This is a genomic window from Acinetobacter sp. A1-4-2, assembly GCF_040233925.1.
Taxonomy (GTDB): Bacteria; Pseudomonadota; Gammaproteobacteria; order Pseudomonadales; family Moraxellaceae; genus Acinetobacter.
Genome location: NZ_CP157981.1, coordinates 1,150,688 through 1,170,631 on the forward strand (window position 1 = coordinate 1,150,688; position 19,944 = coordinate 1,170,631).

The 19,944-nt window shown below is 37.3% G+C and carries 35 protein-coding genes and 1 pseudogene; 17 read left to right on the plus strand and 19 right to left on the minus strand.

From position 1 onward, the window contains the following. Positions 1-154 precede the first annotated feature (154 nt). The 10 genes from ABJ384_RS05645 to ABJ384_RS05690 form a co-directional block, all read right to left on the minus strand. The gene (locus tag ABJ384_RS05645) at positions 155-418 is read right to left on the minus strand and encodes a DNA-binding protein (protein ID WP_349929411.1); all 264 of its coding nucleotides are present in this window, start codon (positions 416-418) and stop codon (positions 155-157) included. Continuing rightward, positions 419-634: a hypothetical protein gene (locus tag ABJ384_RS05650; RefSeq protein WP_349929412.1), complete on the minus strand. Its 216-nt coding sequence runs from the start codon at positions 632-634 to the stop codon at positions 419-421. Continuing rightward, complete coding sequence (locus ABJ384_RS05655) at positions 627-1,109, minus strand: hypothetical protein (RefSeq protein WP_349929413.1); 483 nt, start codon at positions 1,107-1,109, stop codon at positions 627-629. Before ABJ384_RS05655 ends, ABJ384_RS05650 begins: the two co-directional genes overlap by 8 nt. A gap of 9 nt (positions 1,110-1,118) precedes the next feature. Further along, entirely contained in the window at positions 1,119-1,481 is a 363-nt protein-coding gene (locus ABJ384_RS05660) for a hypothetical protein (RefSeq protein ID WP_349929414.1), read from the minus strand. Then, positions 1,481-1,735 (minus strand): hypothetical protein, encoded by a 255-nt coding sequence (locus ABJ384_RS05665; RefSeq protein ID WP_349929416.1) that lies wholly within the window; start codon positions 1,733-1,735, stop codon positions 1,481-1,483. The genes ABJ384_RS05660 and ABJ384_RS05665 overlap by 1 nt, the downstream gene beginning before the upstream one ends. A gap of 133 nt (positions 1,736-1,868) precedes the next feature. After that, entirely contained in the window at positions 1,869-3,023 is a 1,155-nt protein-coding gene (locus ABJ384_RS05670; RefSeq protein WP_349929418.1) for a hypothetical protein, read from the minus strand. Between the two features lie 4 nt (positions 3,024-3,027). Then, positions 3,028-3,702: a DUF3820 family protein gene (locus tag ABJ384_RS05675; RefSeq protein WP_349929420.1), complete on the minus strand. Its 675-nt coding sequence runs from the start codon at positions 3,700-3,702 to the stop codon at positions 3,028-3,030. Further along, positions 3,699-4,859, minus strand: a complete 1,161-nt coding sequence (locus ABJ384_RS05680) for an ATP-binding protein (RefSeq protein WP_349929422.1) — start codon at positions 4,857-4,859, stop codon at positions 3,699-3,701. The genes ABJ384_RS05675 and ABJ384_RS05680 overlap by 4 nt, the downstream gene beginning before the upstream one ends. Before the next feature lie 11 nt (positions 4,860-4,870). Continuing rightward, positions 4,871-5,182 carry a hypothetical protein gene (locus ABJ384_RS05685; protein WP_349929424.1) on the minus strand — a complete coding sequence of 104 codons (312 nt, stop codon included), beginning with the start codon at positions 5,180-5,182 and terminating at the stop codon, positions 4,871-4,873. Then, a complete protein-coding gene (locus tag ABJ384_RS05690; RefSeq protein ID WP_349929425.1) occupies positions 5,179-5,445 on the minus strand; it encodes a hypothetical protein in 267 nt (88 codons plus the stop codon). The genes ABJ384_RS05685 and ABJ384_RS05690 overlap by 4 nt, the downstream gene beginning before the upstream one ends. Before the next feature lie 196 nt (positions 5,446-5,641). Here ABJ384_RS05690 and ABJ384_RS05695 point away from each other — a divergent pair, with 196 nt between their 5' ends. After that, complete coding sequence (locus ABJ384_RS05695) at positions 5,642-5,992, plus strand: hypothetical protein (RefSeq protein ID WP_349929426.1); 351 nt, start codon at positions 5,642-5,644, stop codon at positions 5,990-5,992. Here the strand turns inward: ABJ384_RS05695 and ABJ384_RS05700 are convergent. From ABJ384_RS05700 to ABJ384_RS05730, 7 genes are all read right to left on the minus strand, one after another. Beyond that, the gene (locus ABJ384_RS05700; RefSeq protein WP_349929428.1) at positions 5,970-6,212 is read right to left on the minus strand and encodes a hypothetical protein; all 243 of its coding nucleotides are present in this window, start codon (positions 6,210-6,212) and stop codon (positions 5,970-5,972) included. The two genes, ABJ384_RS05695 and ABJ384_RS05700, sit on opposite strands and share 23 nt — an antisense overlap. A 438-nt stretch (positions 6,213-6,650) precedes the next feature. Next, positions 6,651-6,998 carry a hypothetical protein gene (locus tag ABJ384_RS05705; protein ID WP_349929430.1) on the minus strand — a complete coding sequence of 116 codons (348 nt, stop codon included), beginning with the start codon at positions 6,996-6,998 and terminating at the stop codon, positions 6,651-6,653. A gap of 164 nt (positions 6,999-7,162) precedes the next feature. Beyond that, the gene (locus ABJ384_RS05710) at positions 7,163-9,157 is read right to left on the minus strand and encodes an AAA family ATPase (protein WP_349929431.1); all 1,995 of its coding nucleotides are present in this window, start codon (positions 9,155-9,157) and stop codon (positions 7,163-7,165) included. Position 9,158: 1 nt separating this feature from the next. Continuing rightward, positions 9,159-9,608, minus strand: a complete 450-nt coding sequence (locus ABJ384_RS05715) for a hypothetical protein (protein ID WP_349929433.1) — start codon at positions 9,606-9,608, stop codon at positions 9,159-9,161. Next, the gene (locus ABJ384_RS05720) at positions 9,608-10,510 is read right to left on the minus strand and encodes a hypothetical protein (RefSeq protein WP_349929435.1); all 903 of its coding nucleotides are present in this window, start codon (positions 10,508-10,510) and stop codon (positions 9,608-9,610) included. The genes ABJ384_RS05715 and ABJ384_RS05720 overlap by 1 nt, the downstream gene beginning before the upstream one ends. 74 nt (positions 10,511-10,584) lie before the next feature. Beyond that, complete coding sequence (locus ABJ384_RS05725) at positions 10,585-10,800, minus strand: hypothetical protein (RefSeq protein WP_349929437.1); 216 nt, start codon at positions 10,798-10,800, stop codon at positions 10,585-10,587. A gap of 33 nt (positions 10,801-10,833) precedes the next feature. Further along, positions 10,834-11,523, minus strand: coding sequence for a S24 family peptidase (locus ABJ384_RS05730; protein WP_349929439.1), 690 nt, complete (start codon positions 11,521-11,523; stop codon positions 10,834-10,836). A gap of 115 nt (positions 11,524-11,638) precedes the next feature. Here ABJ384_RS05730 and ABJ384_RS05735 point away from each other — a divergent pair, with 115 nt between their 5' ends. The 14 genes and pseudogenes from ABJ384_RS05735 to ABJ384_RS05800 all read left to right on the plus strand — a co-directional run bounded on the left by ABJ384_RS05735 (position 11,639) and on the right by ABJ384_RS05800 (position 18,178). Beyond that, entirely contained in the window at positions 11,639-11,815 is a 177-nt protein-coding gene (locus tag ABJ384_RS05735; protein ID WP_249680234.1) for a Cro/CI family transcriptional regulator, read from the plus strand. Between the two features lie 59 nt (positions 11,816-11,874). Continuing rightward, entirely contained in the window at positions 11,875-12,366 is a 492-nt protein-coding gene (locus ABJ384_RS05740) for a phage regulatory CII family protein (protein WP_349929441.1), read from the plus strand. A gap of 46 nt (positions 12,367-12,412) precedes the next feature. Beyond that, positions 12,413-12,712, plus strand: coding sequence for a hypothetical protein (locus ABJ384_RS05745; RefSeq protein ID WP_349929443.1), 300 nt, complete (start codon positions 12,413-12,415; stop codon positions 12,710-12,712). Continuing rightward, entirely contained in the window at positions 12,709-13,011 is a 303-nt protein-coding gene (locus ABJ384_RS05750) for a hypothetical protein (protein WP_349929445.1), read from the plus strand. The genes ABJ384_RS05745 and ABJ384_RS05750 overlap by 4 nt, the downstream gene beginning before the upstream one ends. A 1-nt stretch (position 13,012) precedes the next feature. Continuing rightward, positions 13,013-13,945 carry a helix-turn-helix domain-containing protein gene (locus ABJ384_RS05755; protein WP_349929446.1) on the plus strand — a complete coding sequence of 311 codons (933 nt, stop codon included), beginning with the start codon at positions 13,013-13,015 and terminating at the stop codon, positions 13,943-13,945. Further along, positions 13,942-14,199, plus strand: a complete 258-nt coding sequence (locus ABJ384_RS05760; RefSeq protein WP_349929447.1) for a hypothetical protein — start codon at positions 13,942-13,944, stop codon at positions 14,197-14,199. Before ABJ384_RS05755 ends, ABJ384_RS05760 begins: the two co-directional genes overlap by 4 nt. Beyond that, positions 14,199-14,603 carry a DUF559 domain-containing protein gene (locus ABJ384_RS05765; RefSeq protein WP_349929448.1) on the plus strand — a complete coding sequence of 135 codons (405 nt, stop codon included), beginning with the start codon at positions 14,199-14,201 and terminating at the stop codon, positions 14,601-14,603. Before ABJ384_RS05760 ends, ABJ384_RS05765 begins: the two co-directional genes overlap by 1 nt. A 1-nt stretch (position 14,604) precedes the next feature. Continuing rightward, entirely contained in the window at positions 14,605-15,138 is a 534-nt protein-coding gene (locus ABJ384_RS05770; protein ID WP_349929449.1) for a hypothetical protein, read from the plus strand. Positions 15,139-15,261: 123 nt separating this feature from the next. Beyond that, complete coding sequence (locus ABJ384_RS05775; RefSeq protein WP_349929450.1) at positions 15,262-15,546, plus strand: hypothetical protein; 285 nt, start codon at positions 15,262-15,264, stop codon at positions 15,544-15,546. A 78-nt stretch (positions 15,547-15,624) separates the two neighbouring features. Beyond that, entirely contained in the window at positions 15,625-16,044 is a 420-nt protein-coding gene (locus ABJ384_RS05780) for a hypothetical protein (RefSeq protein WP_349929451.1), read from the plus strand. A 438-nt stretch (positions 16,045-16,482) separates the two neighbouring features. After that, positions 16,483-16,695, plus strand: a pseudogene (locus ABJ384_RS05785) (hypothetical protein); the annotation flags it as partial. A gap of 675 nt (positions 16,696-17,370) precedes the next feature. After that, complete coding sequence (locus ABJ384_RS05790) at positions 17,371-17,559, plus strand: type II toxin-antitoxin system HicA family toxin (protein WP_086197411.1); 189 nt, start codon at positions 17,371-17,373, stop codon at positions 17,557-17,559. A 2-nt stretch (positions 17,560-17,561) separates the two neighbouring features. Continuing rightward, the gene (locus ABJ384_RS05795; RefSeq protein WP_300047584.1) at positions 17,562-17,948 is read left to right on the plus strand and encodes a type II toxin-antitoxin system HicB family antitoxin; all 387 of its coding nucleotides are present in this window, start codon (positions 17,562-17,564) and stop codon (positions 17,946-17,948) included. Between the two features lie 56 nt (positions 17,949-18,004). After that, positions 18,005-18,178: a hypothetical protein gene (locus ABJ384_RS05800; RefSeq protein WP_166167994.1), complete on the plus strand. Its 174-nt coding sequence runs from the start codon at positions 18,005-18,007 to the stop codon at positions 18,176-18,178. Between the two features lie 47 nt (positions 18,179-18,225). Here the strand turns inward: ABJ384_RS05800 and ABJ384_RS05805 are convergent, their stop codons facing one another. Continuing rightward, a complete protein-coding gene (locus tag ABJ384_RS05805) occupies positions 18,226-18,543 on the minus strand; it encodes a hypothetical protein (protein WP_349929452.1) in 318 nt (105 codons plus the stop codon). 13 nt (positions 18,544-18,556) lie between these two features. Next, entirely contained in the window at positions 18,557-18,724 is a 168-nt protein-coding gene (locus ABJ384_RS05810) for a hypothetical protein (RefSeq protein WP_349929453.1), read from the minus strand. 118 nt (positions 18,725-18,842) lie between these two features. Here ABJ384_RS05810 and ABJ384_RS05815 point away from each other — a divergent pair, with 118 nt between their 5' ends. Next, on the plus strand, positions 18,843-19,319 hold the full coding sequence (locus ABJ384_RS05815; RefSeq protein WP_349929712.1) for a hypothetical protein: 477 nt from the start codon (positions 18,843-18,845) through the stop codon (positions 19,317-19,319). Continuing rightward, a complete protein-coding gene (locus tag ABJ384_RS05820; protein WP_349929454.1) occupies positions 19,279-19,920 on the plus strand; it encodes a putative metallopeptidase in 642 nt (213 codons plus the stop codon). The genes ABJ384_RS05815 and ABJ384_RS05820 overlap by 41 nt, the downstream gene beginning before the upstream one ends. Positions 19,921-19,944 lie beyond the last annotated feature (24 nt).

The window sequence follows — 19,944 nt, forward strand, 5'->3', positions numbered from 1 at the left end:
TACATTGCAATATTTGGAACTTTCTCACAGTCTATCGAAATAATCCTAGCGTCTACTATGAGTCTACTTGTAGACCCGATTTGTAGACTTTAAGTAGACTTGAAGAATTTTATAAATTTATCCAAAAATAAAGCCCTCATTTGAGGGCTTTTTATTAGGCAGTATGTTGAAGTCGATTATTGTCCATAAACTCTAAAACATCTTCCTTTTTATACAGAACAGTTTTTGCTGTGGGTTTTGTGAATGGAATCCCACCACCTTCACATCTTTTCTTCTGCAACCATGCCAGTGATAAATGGTAAACCAAGGCAATCGTTTCTGGAGTAAATTCAGCCTCCAGAGGAGCATTGCGAAAATCTTTGATCAATGCCTTTTTTTGACATTCAGACATTTTATCAATTTTAGTTAGACGGCCCATTTAAGACACCTCCCGCAAACTTTGCAAAACACTAAAAGGTAATTTCATATCTATGTTCGGCTGTTCATTGCGTCTCGTGAAACCAACAAGGCTGTGATAGATAACATTGATACTTTCAGAATTAAGTTCCATCTTTGCACCAGTGCCACTGATGACATGAGGCGCTAATGCTTCGGTTAGATCCTTGGCGACTTCAACCATTTCTTCGTTAGTCATCGGCTGGCTCCTGTGCTTCGATCATGGCCTTAAGATCCTGCTGAATCGGCAGTAATTCACCTAGGGCTAAAAGGCTATCTTCTTCAAACAATTCCTCTATGCCATCAACTGCTTTTGCTAGACGTTCTTTAGGCACCAAAACAAAATCGCCACTCACCAATTTTTTAACCTGGTCTATGTCCAACGATGGGGCTTTTTTAGCATTTTGTGTATATTTAAAGTGACGTTGAGCAGCAGCAATCACGGTTGACCACTTAACACCTTTTTGGAATGTACCACCTCCAACACATGCAGGAGCATCAAGAACTTGTTCATGCACCGCTTGGGCTTTGGCTTGCCATGCCACCCACTGAGCATTTGCATATCCGACCGAGTAAGAATTATCTTCTTCAATATAATCACATGCTATTTGACGGCCGTTATGAAACCCTTCCCACCAACTCTCAAACGCTTCTCTTTCTTTCTGAATATCCATCACGCCACCTCAACTTTTACTCTTACAGCGAATATCACCGGACATGGTGGAAATAGGTCCCTGAACATCACCACACTTCACATCACCAGACATAGTTGACACACTGCCAATCACGTTTTCACACTCCACATCACCAGATGTTGTTTTAATTACTTGTGCAGCCCCATGAACAACAACATCACCAGATATGGTTGAAACAGAGTCGCAACCACCTAGGATTTCAATTCTAATATCTGGTGTATTTTCAATTGTTGTGCCGCCATCAATAACAATCGAGTTTTTTGAGACAATTAGATTTCGACCAAAAAAGCTTTTACCGTTAATTTTCATTTCTACAACTTCATTTGCAGTAGTATTTAATAGATCTTCCATCACGCCACCTTTTCCTTCAATGCCTCAATAAATTCTCTACCTATCAATAGCCAATGATTTAAAAAATCAGTCCAGACCAACTGGCATGCTTTATTCATTTTTCCATCGCGCCAAATCACGATTTGTCTACGTTCTTTAGGCGCTCTTGGATTGATGCAAACCATCGAATTATCAGAATTCATCTTTGCTTGATAGCCGATCACCGATAAGAATATGAAAAATGCATCTTGTAGGTTTTTAGGGATTGTTTTCATCGATACCCCCAACTATTCACAAAATCCTGAATACAATCTTCAATACCGAAAAGATTGATGTTCTTGTATGTCTTAACCCGGCCGTTGTGCTGAATTAACAGCACGCGGGTTATGGATGAGTACCGGTAGCTCATCAAGGCTCACCAATTGCCGCAGTAAACGGATCTAATTCAAGTCGACGTTTCTCAACCATTTCCATTAAGCGTGGTTGAATTTCTTCATCACATGCTGATACATCGATTTCCAGCGCATCCAATTCAGTCAGGTCTTCAGCTTTTTGAATACGAACCGCGAGGGAAGATTGGGCCTTAGGTGGATTAAGTTCGACCAGGCGCTTATTGATTGCATCAATTAATGGTTTGCGCTGTTCTTCGGTCCACGACTTTGTATATTTGATCTGGGCATTCACTTCTGCAGGAGTGGTAGCATTGGCCACTCGATCAAGCAGATCAGCCAGCAGCTCCTTATAAACAGCATCTTCATCAACTTGAATAGGTTGTTCCGAAGATTCATCTTTTTTAGATTGAATGAGACTTTCAGCATCTTCCTGCAGTCGCTTTAGTTCATCAACTGACAAATCCTTTGACTCAGATGGAGGCGTAGTAAGCTCTTCAATACGTTTTTCACCCAGCTTATTTAGCTCAATGATCTGTCCGCGAACCATATGGCCATTTGCACTTAATTGATAGCGGATCTGCATAACAGCATCCACAGTTTCAGCGGCATTGAGTTGAGAGGTAAATTTCTCAACCAATTTCACAGCATCAGTTTCAATTTCCTCCGTCAAACTGTCTTCTGCAGCAGCTGGACCTTGCTCAGCAATCTGAATATTTGACTGGCTTTCAAATGTCTTTTTTTCTACATCATTTGATGTTGAATTTTGGTCATTTGCAGTTGGTGCTTCTAAGGATCCACCGCTTACAGCGATCAAAGCCAAGGCATGAGTGATAGCATGTTCTTTGATTAAGTGAACTTGGCCACGTTGCATTAAAGCTAAGTCAGATGCTGAATTTTTCCATTTAAATGACTTGCTTAATTCTTCAGTCAAAATTGAAGGTACAAAGCACTGCACACCTTTTGCTGGTGACTCTTTTATTGGCTCCGGCACCTGCATTTCACCAATGGTGAAAAACTTAATCGCAATACGGAATTCATACTCCGGATTGATGTAGACAGTAGCAGGGAAGTTGCGAATATCATCGAATTCACCAGCATCGATATGACGACATTCAATTTGTTGACCTGCAGCCAGTGCTGCGAAAGCTTCAGTACCATTTAAAATATTCATGTTCTTATCCTTTTAATGCTTTAACCAAATACGGATCTAAGTCAGGTTGTTTTAATAGCCAGACAACATAATCAGAAGGGAGGTCTTTAATTGCTAAACCCTTGTGTTTCCCAAAAGTGATTTTTGTTGGAATGCGAGCTTGTTCTGAAAAAAGGAATAAAGACTGCATATCCTTAATAGCCAACTTTTCAACAATTGCTTTAAGCACAACTCCGGTAAAATAGATGTCCCATTTAGCGTTATGCGCTTTACGCAAATGGGTACGAGCCAGGGCTTTGTCTTCCATAATGAAGTAGTACAAAGCACTTAGAGTATGAGACTCATCTGGCCAAACCATTCGAGATAGGGCAAGGGTGCAAATAGCTTTCACTCGAATAGATGAATCGCATTTTTGAATTGCACGAATGTCATAATCAATATTGTGGCCAATAATATGAGTCACACCTGCAGGTAAGCGGAACTCGTCATAACTTGGGCAATCAACCAAATCAGATTCAATGATGTGGTGGACAGCCATAGCACCAAATGAAATAGGCTCTGGGCATGAAAAGTACTGATCAAAGTTATGACTATGATCAACCTTCAAGACACCCTGCTCAAAAGAGCAAGGTGAATGTGAAATTTCGATTGGGTAACCATCAATCGTGTGCGTTTCTGTGTCTAAAATAATTGCACTCATGCTGCGATTCCTTCCTTCGCTAATTTCTCTATTTCATCTTTCACAGCTTCAAATTTAGAATCCTCTATCTGATTGAGAGCATCCAACCCTAAATGTTCACATACTGTTTTTGCATCTAGTCCACGCTCATCAATAAAGTCCTGAAGTTCAGATAATTTCTGATCTGTTAAGCCTTTAAATTCAGGTGGATTAAACCAACGCTTTTTCTCTTTGTCGTAGGAGCATTTCATTTCTTTGGCACGAATTTGAATCGCATACCACATTTCCTTAACGTACTTGTGATCAGGAATAAGTGATTCAGTGAGTTGATTGAGATCGCCAGCGTGATTAGCTTCAGTACAAACTTGTTTACAGTGGCTCAAGTCAGCAATGTTCTTCATTTCTGCAGCTTGAGCTGGTGTCAACGTGTTGATGTGGTCTTTAGCCTGTTTCAGCAGATCTGCTAGGAACGTAGGGGAGCTTGATAATTCAGGAACGTTGACTTGACCTGTGCAGACCTCTACACCTTGACTATTGGTCACAATACGACCCAAACGACCTGAGTTTTTGCCGTGGTGGGTATTAGATGGGTTGAAGTAGATCGTACGTTGATCATCACCGTTTTCATCAGGAGAGGAATGCAAATACCCCATAATGTCTGACATGCGATAAAGTATTGCGCTGTTTTTACCTGCAAGATCAGGTCGAACTATTTTAACCTTATCCTTACCGGCTTCTTGTTCGACAGCATGAGCAATAAACACAATGTCTTTACCTAGGTTTTCCCATTTACGAACCATCTTCATAAATAGATTTCCAGCCAAACCCTGCGCTTTAAGAGTTAAAGATTTATCACGCTGCAGATTGTCATTATTTTTGGCAAGATGATCTTTGATGGCATCCAGCATTGCACCTACAGTATCCGCAACAATAGTTTTATAAGGCGCGTAGAAATCATCTTTCAGATTTTCAAGATCAAGCCAGCTATCAATACGGACAATTGCACCGCGGCGAAGTTCAGCTGATACACGATGTTGACCTTTATCAAAGTCAAAAATGACAGGCTTTTCTGCAGTATGCGCAATTGTACTTTTACCCATACCTGGATCGGTATACAGGTAGCATTTAATGCTTTCTATAAGCAACGTATTTTCCGGTGTGAATACATGAATTCCCATAATATTTCCCCTTAAGCCCCAACCCAGCCCATGCGTTTTTTGAAAGCACGACGTTCACGCAATGGAATATGCGAACTTTGCAAGCCAATGGCCAAAGCCTTACGACGTTGAAAAGCACGTTCACGATCAAAGTTTTCACGAATCCACGGTTTAGAAACCAATTCCTCAAGAGGCAGTTTCACAAGACCATTTGCAGTTTCTTTAAAAATATCTTTGCCTTTTTCGACATAGATAGCGGCGAACTTTGTACCAAGGCGAAGACGCATGTTGCCTTGCTCATCGTTGCCAAGGTATTCAGAGAATTTTTGAGTAGAAGTAGTCATTTGCTCACCTCCATCTGAAACTTAACAGCCTGTACTGCCTGACGATCTGCATCATCTGAACAGCTACGAACAGTAGCTAGAGTTGAAACAACAGTGATGCCAATTAAAGAAGCAGCTAAAAATTCCTTAATGCGAGCATTGCGCTTGTTGCGTTTATTCGCCTTAGCAATCTGCTCACTTGAAGGCGGCTGCTGGTAAAGAATCCCGGTTTGCGGGATATGGCCAAACTCTGGGGTTTGACTATGGGAAGGTGTTTGGTTCATACTTATCTCACTCTTTGAGTAAGCCCCGCATCCGCCAAGATATTCCGGGGCTTTTGTTTACTTAATGAGTAAAGATTACTTTACTTTATTATTGTTGTAAAGAAGTCTTTACCATTAAAAGTAAATTAAACTTAATTTTTGTGTTTTAATAGACAAAAGAAAACCCATCACAGGGATGGGTTGGATGGAGTTTATTATGGATAAGCCAAATCACTTAACAATAGAAAGTCTGCTTCATGATCCACGCTCTCACATGGTTAATCGTTTAATCTTTAATGGTGTCACAGATGCTGAAGTATTGATTAGCATTACTGATAAGTTATTAGGCTTTATTGGAGAAAATAGCTTATTTGATAAATCTACGCCAGATGAAAGATCTTTATCAAACTGGCGTAGAGATATGGTTGAGCGTTTAATGCATCAAGGTCTTACGGATGCTGATCGAATTATCAGCACAACAAACAAGCTTTATGATTTCTTAATCACTGAGCTACTAAAAGATCAAAAGAAAACAAGAGAAAGCTTTAACGCTTTGCGGGAAGCTTAAATACATCCACTTCATCCTTAAAGTAAAAGATATGGTAGGTATTGGTGATTTTATCTACATAACCTTGCAATGCTGCTAAAACATGCGCGGATTTAGTAAGGTCAAAAAGAAATGAGTTTGGGGCAATTCTTTGAATTGATGCTAATGCATCTCCATCGGCCAAGTAACTCATTTTTTCGTCAGATATATTCTCACCACTGATAACAATTAAAGCTTTCATATTTTTCTCCGGTATTTATGGGTAATTAAGATCAATGTTGGCACAAAGTCTTAACTCCATAATATCAGAGGAAATGTGTTTAGATTTAAATGCTTATATAAAAGAAAACCCACAGATAGTGGGTTCGAGATAGGTCTTACTTAGTCATTACAGATCCCGTCTTCGTATGAGATCTTGAGTAAAGAATAACCAGTGAGTGTTTCAGAAATAAGAAACCCACCGAAGTGGGTCTGTGCGATCGAATACTATCCGTAGTATTAGGGTGTGAAGATAGGCTCATAAGATGACACTATTGTTTAGATATGCTTGATATGTGATCATGTCGACTATTTTTTCTTTAGATAAAGCATGATCAACAATACCAGGATAATAACTATAACTACCGTAATAACAGCTCTTTCCATGATGGCTCACCTGCAGCTCATGTTGTTCTTAATTTTAACATTGAATATTGTCTTTTTTCTTATAGTAGTCCAATGCTATGTCCAGATCTTTCAAGAGTTTTGCCCGCGTATATTCAGCTGGTGACAGTCTGAGTAATGCTGGCATGTAATTGGTTTTGTATTCTGCTGGGTAGTCCTTACAGAGTATATGAATTCTTTCCGCTTTTGGGGTCTCAGGATTATCCAGTTTGTCCAAGTAGGTATTTATGATTGTATCTGACTTCTCGAATTGTACCTTTGCTACAGGATCAGTTGTGTTGGCAGATGCTGATTGACTAGGTTCCTTTTGGCAGCCGGTGATAGCTAAAGTTAGAAGTAGGGTAGTGAATATTTTTGTTTTCATGGTTTGGCTTTGTTGTTATTGGTATGAGGATTATAAGCAGAAATCTAGAAAAGAAAACCTTGTAGTCGATTTTATCTTGATCTATCCACAATTATAAACCCATCAAGCACCCATTAGCTCGAAGGCAGGGTGCTCTTTTCTTGTTTATGAGATTAAAACTACTTTTAGTTTAATGGTTGTAATATGTAATCATCATAATAAATAATATTAGCTTTTTTAAAATCACTACTTAATAACTCTAAATTCTCAAAGCTTGTTGTGAAAATAGCTTGTCCTGTATTTTCAAATATCTGAGAAGTATATTTAATTAAATCATCTAAGCTTTGGGTTCTTGTTTCATGTTGACGGGGTTCGTCAAAAATAACAAAGCCTCCGTGTTTAATGTTAAGTTTGTCGTTAGTAGCTAATTCTAGTAATGCTAGAGTAAAGGCCCAGATTGTACGAATATAATCACTCGCTGAGGTTTCAGCAATAATGTCATAACCGTTCTGCTCAGGTCGTAAAGTATTACGTGAAATAGTAATTTTATCTATTTCAGAAGTTGAAAAACCAAATAAGTTTAAATTTTTCTGCATTAAACTTTCTAAGTTAAAAATTGTTTTTGAACCAGAAGAGTCTCCAAGTTGCTTTTTCAATAATGAGTAACTTTCATATGTTGTTTGCCAATTTAATTGCAATTTTTTTAAACTGCTCTCAAAGTCATTGGCTTTTATTAAAAAACTATTTATATCTTCAATTTTCCTTTCAAGTTCAATTTTTCTTCTTATTCTAAAATGAACATCACCAAATAACTCAGAATAATCTTCTTCAAGATTTTTTAGTTTAGCTTCTTCATCTTTTAAAAGAATATGTTTTCTTTGTAATTTATGATTGATATCAAGAATTTCTTCAGAATGTTTTTTACTTATATTATTCATGAAATCATATTGTTCTTTAATGAATAATATATTCTGTTCTAGTGTCATTGGAGCAACGGGTGTTTCTTTATGAGAGATATGTAAAAAATCTGAAAGTTCGTTATGGCATATAGGGCATTCTTCCAAATCTACTGAAAAATTATTTTCAGCCCCCAATTTTGTTAATAAAGCTAACTGTTTATATCTCTGAAGATCATTATAAAGAATTTTGGACTTTTTTGTTGACTCAAATTGAGCAATTTGTAATTGCTCTTTAGAGCGTTCTAAATAAGAGAGGCTTTCATATAAACTTCTCAAAATTTCCTTTTGGTGTTCGATTTTTTCTATAAGTTCATTATCCTTAGGGATATTTTCACTTTCTGATTGTAATTCCTTTATGAGAGAGAGTTTAGCTGTATGTAATGGAATATCTGCATTTACGCCATTAATGTAATATTCAATAGGAAATAATTGGCTTCCAATCGATGAAATTTCAGAAAAATAGAAATTAGAAATATTACAGAGAGACTCAATAGAATTAGATAAAAATTTCCATTGATCTTCACAATGATCTAACTTTTTCCTTAAAGTATTAATTTTATTTTCAATCTCAAAGTTTGAAATATCTAAAACATATTCAATAGCAGTTTTCTTTACATTTTTAATTCCATAATTAACAGGGACATTAGCTTGTATCTCAGACCATCCTCTTTTTTGCTCTATAAAAAATAGTGGAAAAACTGCTTCAAGATATAGTTTAACTTTATCTCCATTTAAATGTGGAACTAAAGGTAAATCCCAACCCATAAAATTTTCTAACCAATTATGGAAGCCATACTCAGATTTTGAGGATCCTAAACTACCATATGATTTTAAAAAATAATCCTGTGATTCATGATTATTGTATACTGTTATAATATTATTATGATCCTTTATTAATCGTTTAACAGTAGCAATTTCGTTATTATTATTTTGAAATTTTAATTCTACATATGAATGAGTGACATTATAACTTGAGCCTTCAAACTTACTATCATTAATGGTTTCATATAATGATTTTGGAAATGGTTTACTCTTTAGTGGTCCAAGAATAGATTCTAAACCTAGAGCATATGCAATGGCATTTACGCATGTTGATTTACCAGAAGTATTATCAGCACGAATGACATTAAGACCTTTTTTAAAGGGGATTTTTGTAGAAAATACTTTGTTTTGTATAGTCTTGACAATTATGGTTAATTCTATAATTTGTAAAGCAAGCATTTTACTTTTTTCCTAACATTTTCTCTATTTTATCAAAGGAAATCTTAGATAAATAATTTTCTATGAAATTAATTTCAGCACTAAATAAACCATGTTCTAATATATGCACGTAGAAATTATCAGCTAAATAAGTAGTTTCAATTTTCTCTTGATTAAATTTTATTAAATCTTTCTTAAAAGTGAGTTCAATAGCTATATAATTTGCTTGGTCTGATGAGATGAATGGTGCAGGTTGATCTTTTTCAATTAAAAATTTTTTAAATTTCTCCCATTCTTGATTCCTAATTAGCATCCAAAGCATGACATTTAACTTTTTTAAATCAATAGTCTTATTTTTTATTATCATAGTTTTAACAATAATAACTACAAGACTAATTCGCCATAATGGTCGCATCTCGACAGGTACAGGATAGGGTTTATTATTAATTTTTATCTTTAGTGATTTATTCATTATTCAAAATCCATATTGCATTCTGCAATCCACTTAGCTATATAGCCGTATGATAGTTCACTTCTATTAAATTTTGAGATAATCGAACTAAAAATTTCAGTTATTTCTCTTTCATTTTGATCGCGGACAGCTTTAATGAATTTTACGTCTGGATCCATACCTTCAATATCAATTAAATCTTTCATTTTTCCTAAAAGCATACGACCGCACTCTTCAATATCTTGGTATGTATCTGGATAATTAAATCTGAGATCCTCCAAGTAACTCGTAATTTTTAAATATTTACTTGTCATGCTATTTGCAAAGTTTTCAGGTTTATCTGAAATGAAGCCAGATTTTCTAGATATATTTCTTTCAAAAGAAGAATCTTTAAAGGTATTTAGTTCAATTTCTTCAATTTTTTTAAATGGAAGGTTAATTAACTCATCACCATATTTTAAAGCATATGTTTTTGATGCTGGGTAACTATCTGCTGTTTCAATTTTCACTGTAAAATCAGCAGGGTGTATATAACTAATATTGGCTTCTAAAACCTTTTTCTTATAGGTATTACAATATGATATGAGTTCTTTTGTTCTGTTTTCAGGCAGCAATAAAACCCATTGTTTTATAACAATATCATCTAAAAATTTTTTAATCTCTGATTCGTATATTTTTAATTTATTTATATCTGTTCGTATTTTGGCTTGAACATGCTTTTTATACTCAGCCATTGAATATTGAGGATCTGGGAAATAACATTGGAAAATGCTTCCATCTTTAGTAAAAAATTCTAACCCACAATCGCCGCGGTCATCTGCTGGAACAGCAGTAAAATAAGGTTGTGTATAATGATGTCTCATCATTTTTTCACAAAATTTTTCCCACTTTGTACCGTCAAAATTAAAAAAAATATCACTCATTATGATGGTTACCTTAATTATGTTTATACATCTCTATACAACCCAATAACCTTACCCATTCAATTTCTACTTAACTAAATAAATAGCTGAATACGCTTAAACTTTTTATTCGCTTCAATTTCAGTTTTATAAAATTTGTCTCTATCCGCTGCTTCTATAAATTTAGTAAACGTACTTGATTCAAGAAGGCGGTAAAGAAACCTTTCACCGGTCTTAAGCACCACTGTCAATAAGTAGTGCTGATAAAGCACATGGCTGATCTTGCGGGAATTTATTTCAATTGTTTGCATTCATAACACCCCAAGTCACCGGTGACTTACCTTTTAAATTTTTCTATATAAGCCAACAACTTTACCAACCAAACGGCAGTCTTCAGTGAGTTTGATAATTTGTTCTGGCCAATTAGGGTTAAGTGGCTGTAAATACTTCTCACCACCTTCAATAATCAGTTTTTTAAAAGTAGCTTCTGTTTCACCAGTACAAGAAATAATAACTAAATCATCTGTTTGTAGATCAAAAGTTTGTATATCTGGATTTACATAGATACGGTCTTCTGGTTCAAACCGTGGTGACATAGAAACACCTCTAACAACAAGACCGTAGCCATTTTTTCCACAATCCTTATTAGGTGGAAGCCACTCTTCAAACTGGGTATCTGCAGGAATTGATTCAACTGTAGTCCACGATCCAGCCTGCACCCAAGAAATAACAGGAATAGGGCGGCCTTCTAGGCTAATTTTTTGCGATAGGTCTACATTGTTATCAAGCTTATGGTTTTCCAAAATCATTGGAGCTTTTTCGCCAGCCAACCACCTTGAGTTAACTTTCAAATATGTTGCTGCCTTTAAGAGATTTGACCCCTCAAGTTCCTGGGTTGGACCGTTTAACCACAAACCAACATTAACCTTACTTACACCCACGAAGTTGGCTAATTCAGTATTTTTGAATTTTTTACCAGTCACACTTTCGTAGTGTGCTTTTGCCTGGGCCATTCTTTCCTGAAGGGTGCTCATAAATAAATCCTATTATTTTTTGTAAAGTTAGCTTAACTTTTCTAAAGTAAAGTTTGCTTGTGTTTTTAAAGTAAAGTATTCTTAACTTAATTAAGTAAACTTAACGGAATCGAATATGCGAATTGAGATGAAAACAAGTGATGTTTTGGCTCGATTTAACGCACCTAAAGTAGCTCAAACATTAAAAATTACCCGCCAAGCTGTTTATCAGTGGGGTGAATTGGTTCCTGAGAAATCAGCATTCAAGCTTTTAGCAGTAGATCCAAGCATCCCACATCAAAAAGTGGCTTAACCCAATTATCCCTCGGTCAATGTTTTAAAGAAACGTGAACTTAACTATTGGATTCACATATGGAAATTTCAAAAGAAACAAAAACTGCACTGCATAAGATGATTCATCACTCTGAAGGTGTGACACCAAAAGATATTGCAGATGTTTTGGGTGTATCACACAAAACTGCTTTGAATTACGCCAATCCGAATATGGATCAGCATCTGCCAAGCCTTAAGGCTTTTGAAGCAATGTTGACGTATACGCAAAATCCAGTCGTTTTAAAGTCCTGGGCGCACAAGTTAGGCCTAGTGCTTATGCCATTAGGTGATATTGACGGCAAAGAGCACCAGTTGAGCGTACTGGAATCATTACTCGGCATGAATATTGGTGCTGGTCAGGCGAATAAGCAGGTTTTGGGTGCACTGGAAGATGGCGTGGTGACACCAGCGGAAATGGATGAGACGGACCGCATCCTGGAAGAAATGGAACACAAGATCCAGTCTTTGCGTAAAGCCATGAAAGGCGAGTGTGCAAAGTATTTATCAGCACTACAAATAGAAAAAGCCTGACGCGCAATGTCAGGCTTTTAGTATTCAAGAATTTAGGAACCCAAGAATGGAAACGAATTTAACACAACACCCATGTGCTAACAAGTGCACGAATTTCAAAGAAGAGCAGTGCGGACATTGCCTGATTTCAGAATCAGATTTTATTGCCGGCGATACCGTTGTTTTTATCAATGAATCCAAGCCAGGTCATTTGATGACTGTGCACAAGGTTGAAGGTAATGGCGTATTGCTGGACGGGAACAGAAGCTTTGCATTAATCCACATGATCCGTCATGCAAACGTGGCGGAGTTGGGTGCTAAAAGACGTCTTACGTTGACTGAGCAAGCTTTGGCGGAGGTTCCATGATCTCCAACAAGGTAATTAAGAAAATGCCTGAGCATAAACAGGTGCAGGGCATTCAATCATGGTTTGAGCCTGCTTTACGTGTGCTGAATGAAATCCATGAACAGAAAAAATTAAGTCTTCGCAAAAAAGGCTATGACGAAAATAATGCCGCCGTTACCAAAATTGAGTTATCCCAGTTAATAACGCGGAGATTTCGCATCACAATTTATCTGGCTGATCAGATCGTATCAAGCCTGGTTAAGTCGAATGCAGTTGAATCATTTGGTGGATACGTGAAGCCAAAAGCACTTGAGGTTTAATATGAGCTTAGATGCAACAAACTGGGCATGGAGAGTCAATATTGAGTCTTCATCTCAGCGTTTAATATTGCTCTCGCTTGCAGATCGCACAAGTGATGAGCATACATGTTACCCAAGCTTAAAACGCTTGGTGGTAGACACAAAGCTCAATCGTAAAACAATCATCAAAATGTTGGATGAACTTGAACAAAAGGGGTTGATCAAGTTCACCGGCGAGATCAAAGGTAATGGCGTAAAAGTATATCGCTTGATTGGTGTTAAGGGACGAGAGGATCAATTAACTGATTCCAAAAAAGGTACTAGTTCCAAAAGTGGAACTGGTTCCAATTTAGGTACAGGTTCCAATATTGGTACTAGTACCGAAAATGGAACGGGAACCAGTACCAAAAACGGTACCGAGACCAGTACCAATTTTGGGACACAGAATCTCCCAATGAATCTTTCAATAGAATCTAAAAATAAAAAAGACTGGTTTTGTTTTAAAAAACTTCGTGAAGAAATTTATCTGGCTGATGACAGCATCGATTTTGAATCCATCATGAATTCGAAATGGGCTGAACGTGAAAAACGAGCATTCGAGAATTACAACGCTGAAAAACCCATGAGTGATGATCTGATGATTTATCACTTTGCTGACTGGTTGATTAACGCGTACAGAACCAAGTATTCGAATACTCAAAATCCAGTTTTTGGAAAACCTGCAGGTACCGGCAGTAAATCTCAGCAGCTTTCTGAAAAACAGATTCATACCTTCGCTCAAAAACTTTCACAACATCCCGAGTTCTCAAGCAAGTTCTCTGAACCGGGTGAGTCCTATGAAAAACTTGCTGCACGTATCGCCGTGAAACTGGAAGATCCAGCACAGGCGAAGAAATGGGAACCGTATTTGAAACAGGTTGGGTTCAATGGATCACTCCCAGGAGCTGCAGCATGACCCATGCAGACCGAACTTACATGAACCTGATGATCTTCCAGATTATGTCATCAAGCAAAGGCCGAGTATCTGTGAAACAAATTCACCAGGCGATAGAGCCAAATATGGGGATTTCAGTGCGTAGTCTGCAGCGATATTTGAATGGTCTGGCTCACTGGGGATTGGTGGACAAGGATGGTGAAACACCACAAGGATTTATTCTGACGGACAACGCAAAGGTGCTTTTCCACAATCTGGCTAACGGATGTGATTGATGGCCAGCTACTCAATTGCTGAATACAAGAAAATGATTGGAGCTTCAAAACCTAAACGGGGTTCCAAGCGTCCAAAGGTTAAAGGGGAAAAGGTACAAAGTGAAGGAGAGGCCAAACTGGCCAGAGACTTGAAAGCCTTAAAAATTGAGTTTGAACAGGAATATCAGTTTCACCCAAAACGGAAATGGAGAGCTGATTTCCACCTGGTAGGAAAAAAGATATTGGTTGAAGTTGAAGGTGGGATTTGGAGTGGTGGCAGGCATACGAGAGGTAAGGGATACATTGGAGATATGGAAAAGTACAACGCTGCAGTAATGATGGGTTACCAGGTAATACGGTTTAGTACAGAGCAAGTGAAGTCAGGTTTGGCGGTTCAGCAAATAGAGAAGATGGTAGGGATTTAGGATGAATGCAGTAGCAACAAATTTTGAGTGGTTAGGTCGTGAAATGCGTGCAAAAACAGCTTGCTATGAAGTAAGTGTTGCTGCAACTGGTGAGCGTCCACCTAGCTGGGACGAAAAAATTGGAGTATTTGGAAAGATGGATGATGAGTTGCAAAAAGACATTGCTTATCTTTTGGCTAATGGTGACTTTTCCGACACTACAGTCGAGCATAAGCGTATCGAAGAGCATTTGTTTAAATCAATTTTTTCAGTAGCTGATGTTGAGAAAAAATATAAAAAAGATGAGTTGCCAAAAATTTGCCGAATGATTGCACGCATGGAGCTATTTTTCTTTTTATATGACTTTCTCGAAGATGATTATAAATTGCAGGGAAGATTACGTATGGCTGGCCTATTGAGTGTTATGGATGTAAAAACGTATCAAAATAATTGGAAGCATTATGGCGATGGAGTCAAACTAATGCTTGTAGAAGCAAAGTCAGCAGCCAATGATCATATTCACAATTATAAAAAACAGCTCAATATTAAAAATTGACATTTAAATCCTGAATTGGTATGTTTGTGTTATAGTGACCAAAGTGTATGTGATGCACTAAGTTAATTTAAAAGCTTGCCAAATGGTGGGCTTTTTTTGTATTAGTGATGATTGAGAAAAAGAATGCTGAGTAAAATATATAATAATCTTCCAATAATTCTTTTAGTTTTAATTGTTTTATCTATTCCATACCTTATGTACAAGGGTATAAAGGTTTCGCCTCAAGTTGGCTATATAAAGGATTGCTCTAGTGTTCCAGTCCCTGAGAACTTGGAAAAAAATAAGCTAGATAGTTACTGTGATTGTGTGAAGAATCCAAATGATTTTAGACCCAAAGAAGAAAAAATTGCTGCATGCATAGAGGAAGCAAAACCAAAGCCCTCGATATTTGATTTATTTAAAAAGTAAATTTTTTTAAGTCTATCAATACAGATAGACTCAACCCAAACCGCCGAAAGGCGGTTTTTTTATGTCAGGAGAAAAGTAATGGCATTAGTTAGCAATGCAGAGTATGTAAAAATCATCAAAAAACTATATGGTACTACCATGTATGTTGATGAAAGCATGATCTCGGATGAGGTGCGTGAAATCGTTGAAAAGATTCTATATGAAATACGCATGTGCTCTGTCAACCTTACAATGTTCACTTCTATTGTGAATGGTGTAGTAGAAGGACTAATTAATGCTGGCCAGTCAATTGGATCTGAAGTCGTAGATAGTTTGATGCGCTCTAAAGACTTTGCATTTATTGAAAATACAGCAAAGAACTTTGGTGTTGGATTTTTCACAGCATATTTCAATACATGGATTGATGTGCTATTCCGCGACCAACGTTCAACAATATGCGTTAACACAGCAAAGCTGAATTGGAAGTCTGCATTGGCGATTGCATTGTTGGGAATTTAATCATATCTATCTGTAATAAATAAAAAAGGCCTGACTAATTGATCAGGCTTTTTGTTGCCTGAAATATGCCAAACATATCCTGTGAGTGTGCCAGCTTGCAGAACATGCCTTGAGTAAATGCCTAGATGTTTTAGGCAATTCCAGTTGGGGTTTGGCACCCCGACCTAAAGAGGATTGAAAACAAGTAAAGCAGACCGTGCATGTTAGGTTTGTGTGATTGTGAGTAGCGGTAGATCAGTTGCCGAGCTGGTCAATATCGTAATCTAAGGCAAGGGTGTACATGATTTGTATGCCCTTTTAATGCCCTGAGAAATGTCATGTGTAAGCAATATCAGGGCATCCAGATTTTTTTGATCACAAATTTATATAAAAAATTAACAACACATAAAGATGGCACTTCTATAATTCTTTGGAAAAAAATAAAAAGAGTTATTGGAAATGTCTAAAATTTTTATATTAAAAGAAGTAAAAGCTATAAGTCGTTGCGGTATGAAGATAGTGGTAGAGCAGGTATTTGAAAAGGTTTTCAATGAATATGGAAGAAACCCTATATGTGTGCCTTTACCTCAAATAGTGATTAATGAAAATGTGATTAGTTTAGATGATGAAAACACTTTTATTCATCCTGGAACAAAAAAAGAGTTTAGAGTGACAAGAGGTGAAGTCATCTTTAAATCAAAATTGCCATACCTTAAAAAGAAAAATAACCCAAAGTAGACAAGTGAAAACAGTTCCTGTGCATTCTCTATACTCTGTTAATCAGAGTAGAGTGGTATATTTTTTTTGCTCCAAAGAGAAAGTGCAATAAAAATAAAAAAGATGACACCCCATATTAGCCCGCTTAATACCATCCCCGGTTAAGCGGGCTTTTTTAATATTTGATACATCATTAATTAAGTTTTTCTAATATTTTGATTTAATTATCACTATTTTAATTTTTGGTATATTTCGCCACTGAAAAATACTTGAATGGTGTAGAAAATAGCCAATAGAAACTGCTGTAAGTTTCTGAATGACCCTCCAAAGTCATTGTTTATAAGCCCACCTCACTTTCCTTGAGTGGGCTTTTTTTTGCATGGAGAAAATTAATGCTCCGCTTCTTAATGTGTTTATTTGGCCTGCATGGTGCAACTGAAATCGATTACACGGTTGATGATGAAGAAATCAAAGTGTGCCGGGATTGTTTGAAAGAAGTTAAATAGACCCTTGTCACTTTGGTGACATTTGCCGGACGTATTACGGCACATAAGACCCCGCTACATACTAGATATTGGCGGGGTTTCTTTTTCTATTCCTTATTGAAATAATGTTGTGTATAATTACACAATGAACAGCAAAGACATTATTAAGCGTCTGGAGCAGGAAGGCTGGTACAAGGTTGGAGGTAAAGGCGACCATGAAAAGTATAAGCATCCCGATAAACCCGGTCATGTTGTGGTGCCACATCCACGTAAAGATATGCCGATAGGTACTCTACGCAATATATATAAACAGGCTGGTTGGGAATGGAGGTAAATATGTTATATCCAGTATATGTTCATAAAGATGAAGATACTGCATACGGTTTAACTTTCCCTGACTTTGAAGGGTGTTTCAGTGCTGCGGATGAAATGCAAGACATCCAGCGCATGGCGCAGGAAGCGGTTGAGGTTCACTTTGATGGTGAAGATATTCCGTTACCTGTACCATCAAGCCCAGAGCAATGGTTAGGTGATGAGAGATTTGAAGGTGGTTTTTGGCTGTTAGTTGATATTGATACGACAAAGGTAAATACCAAGTCTGTTCGTATTAATATCAGTATGCCGGAAGCTTTGGTGAAGCGTATTGATGCTGTGGCCAAAAAACAACACTTAAGCCGTTCGGCATTTTTAGCCAAAAGCGCGGAAATGGCATTGCATCAGTAAAATAAACAATATTACAGACCCAGCCTGAGTGCTGGGTTTTTTATTTTGAGGTACTCATGACAGATAAAGTACAAGCGAAACAAGACTTAGAATTTTGCAGTGCTGAGCTGTCTAAGTATCAGAATCTCAGTCGGGCCGGGTTGACTCGAAATGAGTTACTGGCAATTGACGGCATCATGATTAAGCTGAAAGAGCGTATTAAGAATTTGCGTGAAGCGTTGTATGCGTGATGCAAAGCTGTAACTCACTTACAACTACATGAATTACAGCTTTTAGATTATTTGTACTTTTGATTTAAAAATACTCTAAGTTTGCCTAAAGAGCGATTTACAAAATCGTCTTCACTTTCACCATCAAGAGGTGTGCCCACAATCCTGCTAATTTCATTTAAAGTTTCTTTAGATTGTAAGTCTGAAGTTAACTCTTTTTTGAATTCTTCCACCTTCTTGTTTGAGCCCAATAGATTGGCTAAGGGAACAGACCCAATGGCGTTGGAAACTCCTTTTTCTATCAAGCTAGATGGAAGTAGATATTGAGGAGCATTTTTTTCTTCCTCTTGAATAAATTGGAAAAGGGTGTATTGATTTGTAGTCATTTTTATTTCCTGATTATTTAGAAGATTGTTTATCTTTGAATTTTTTGTAGAAAGCTCTGAGAATTTTTTCCAATTGCTTCAGAATTTCTTCAAATATTTTATCTTTAGCTTCTGGCGGAATTTTTGACCAAAACTGCATAAGAAAAACGGCAATAGTTTTGAATATTGCACCAATTGACATACCTTTCCCCTTTCAATTGAATGGTTTTTATTAGAGTTGAATAATATATGGTTTTAACGATGAGCGTACATAATTAAAGCTTTAAGTTTAAATGATTTTTCGTCGGGTTGAGGTGTTTATGGGTGTAAATGACTACTTTTGGAAAACCAAAAAACGCCCACATAAAACAAAACCACGTGCTAAGCCTCTGCCCAAAGCCAAAGATGCATATTTAGAAGCGGAAGAAGAATTCGAGCATGCTTTAAATATCTTGGGCATCAAGTACGAAAAGAAATTTCAGTTTAAATCGACCAAACATTGGCGTTTTGATTTCCATTTAATTGAACACAGAATTTTAGTCGAGATTTCAGGTGGTCCTTGGTCAGGTGGCCGTAAAGGCAAATTAGCGAATAAAGCCTGGAGTATGGATCGTTATGATCATGCTAATGAGATGGGTTTTACTGTTGTTCGATTAGAGTCAGCTAATAGATACAAGATTGATGAATTTGGACCATTACAGATTGAAGCTCAATTCGCATCACAATGGTTGAAGAATTTAAAGAGAGAGTCATTCAATGGACCAGTTCAGACCATTCCCGCCGTCGAATCTGATTGATCAGGCTGAGGAAGAAGAAGCGATCCGGTTGGCACCAGCCGTAGAATTAAAAGAATGGGTTGTTAAAAATTGGCTGACCATTGGTGGTGAACTCCATAACCCGGATCATGATCATATTGCAGAGCTGCTGCATGATGATGAAACATTCCTAGCATTTGCCTGGGCATCATCGGCCGCCGTGGCTAAAAAGCGTATGGTGCTGGGTCAATGTGAAAAAGTGATGTTTAACCAAGGCGGATGGAAGAAGGCACGCCAGGAACAGCAGATGCGGGACTGGTTCGGTTTTGTGCCTCAATATTTGATTACGGTTGATGCTGCATTTTGTGAGCAAGCTTCCGATCGTGAATTTTGTCGTCTTATTGAGCATGAGCTATATCACATTGGCGTTGAACGTGATGAAGATGGCGAGATCATCTATAGTGATATGACTGGTCTACCTAAACACTACCTTGCTGGCCATGACGTTGAAGTGTTCTTCGGTGAAACAAAACGATGGGGTGCTGATGAGTCAGTAAAACGACTTTTGGAAATCGCCAAGAATGCGCCGTTTGTATCTGAAACTAATATTGCTGCGTGTTGTGGGAACTGTGTAATTAATTGAGCCTAAGGGCTCTTTTTTTTGCCT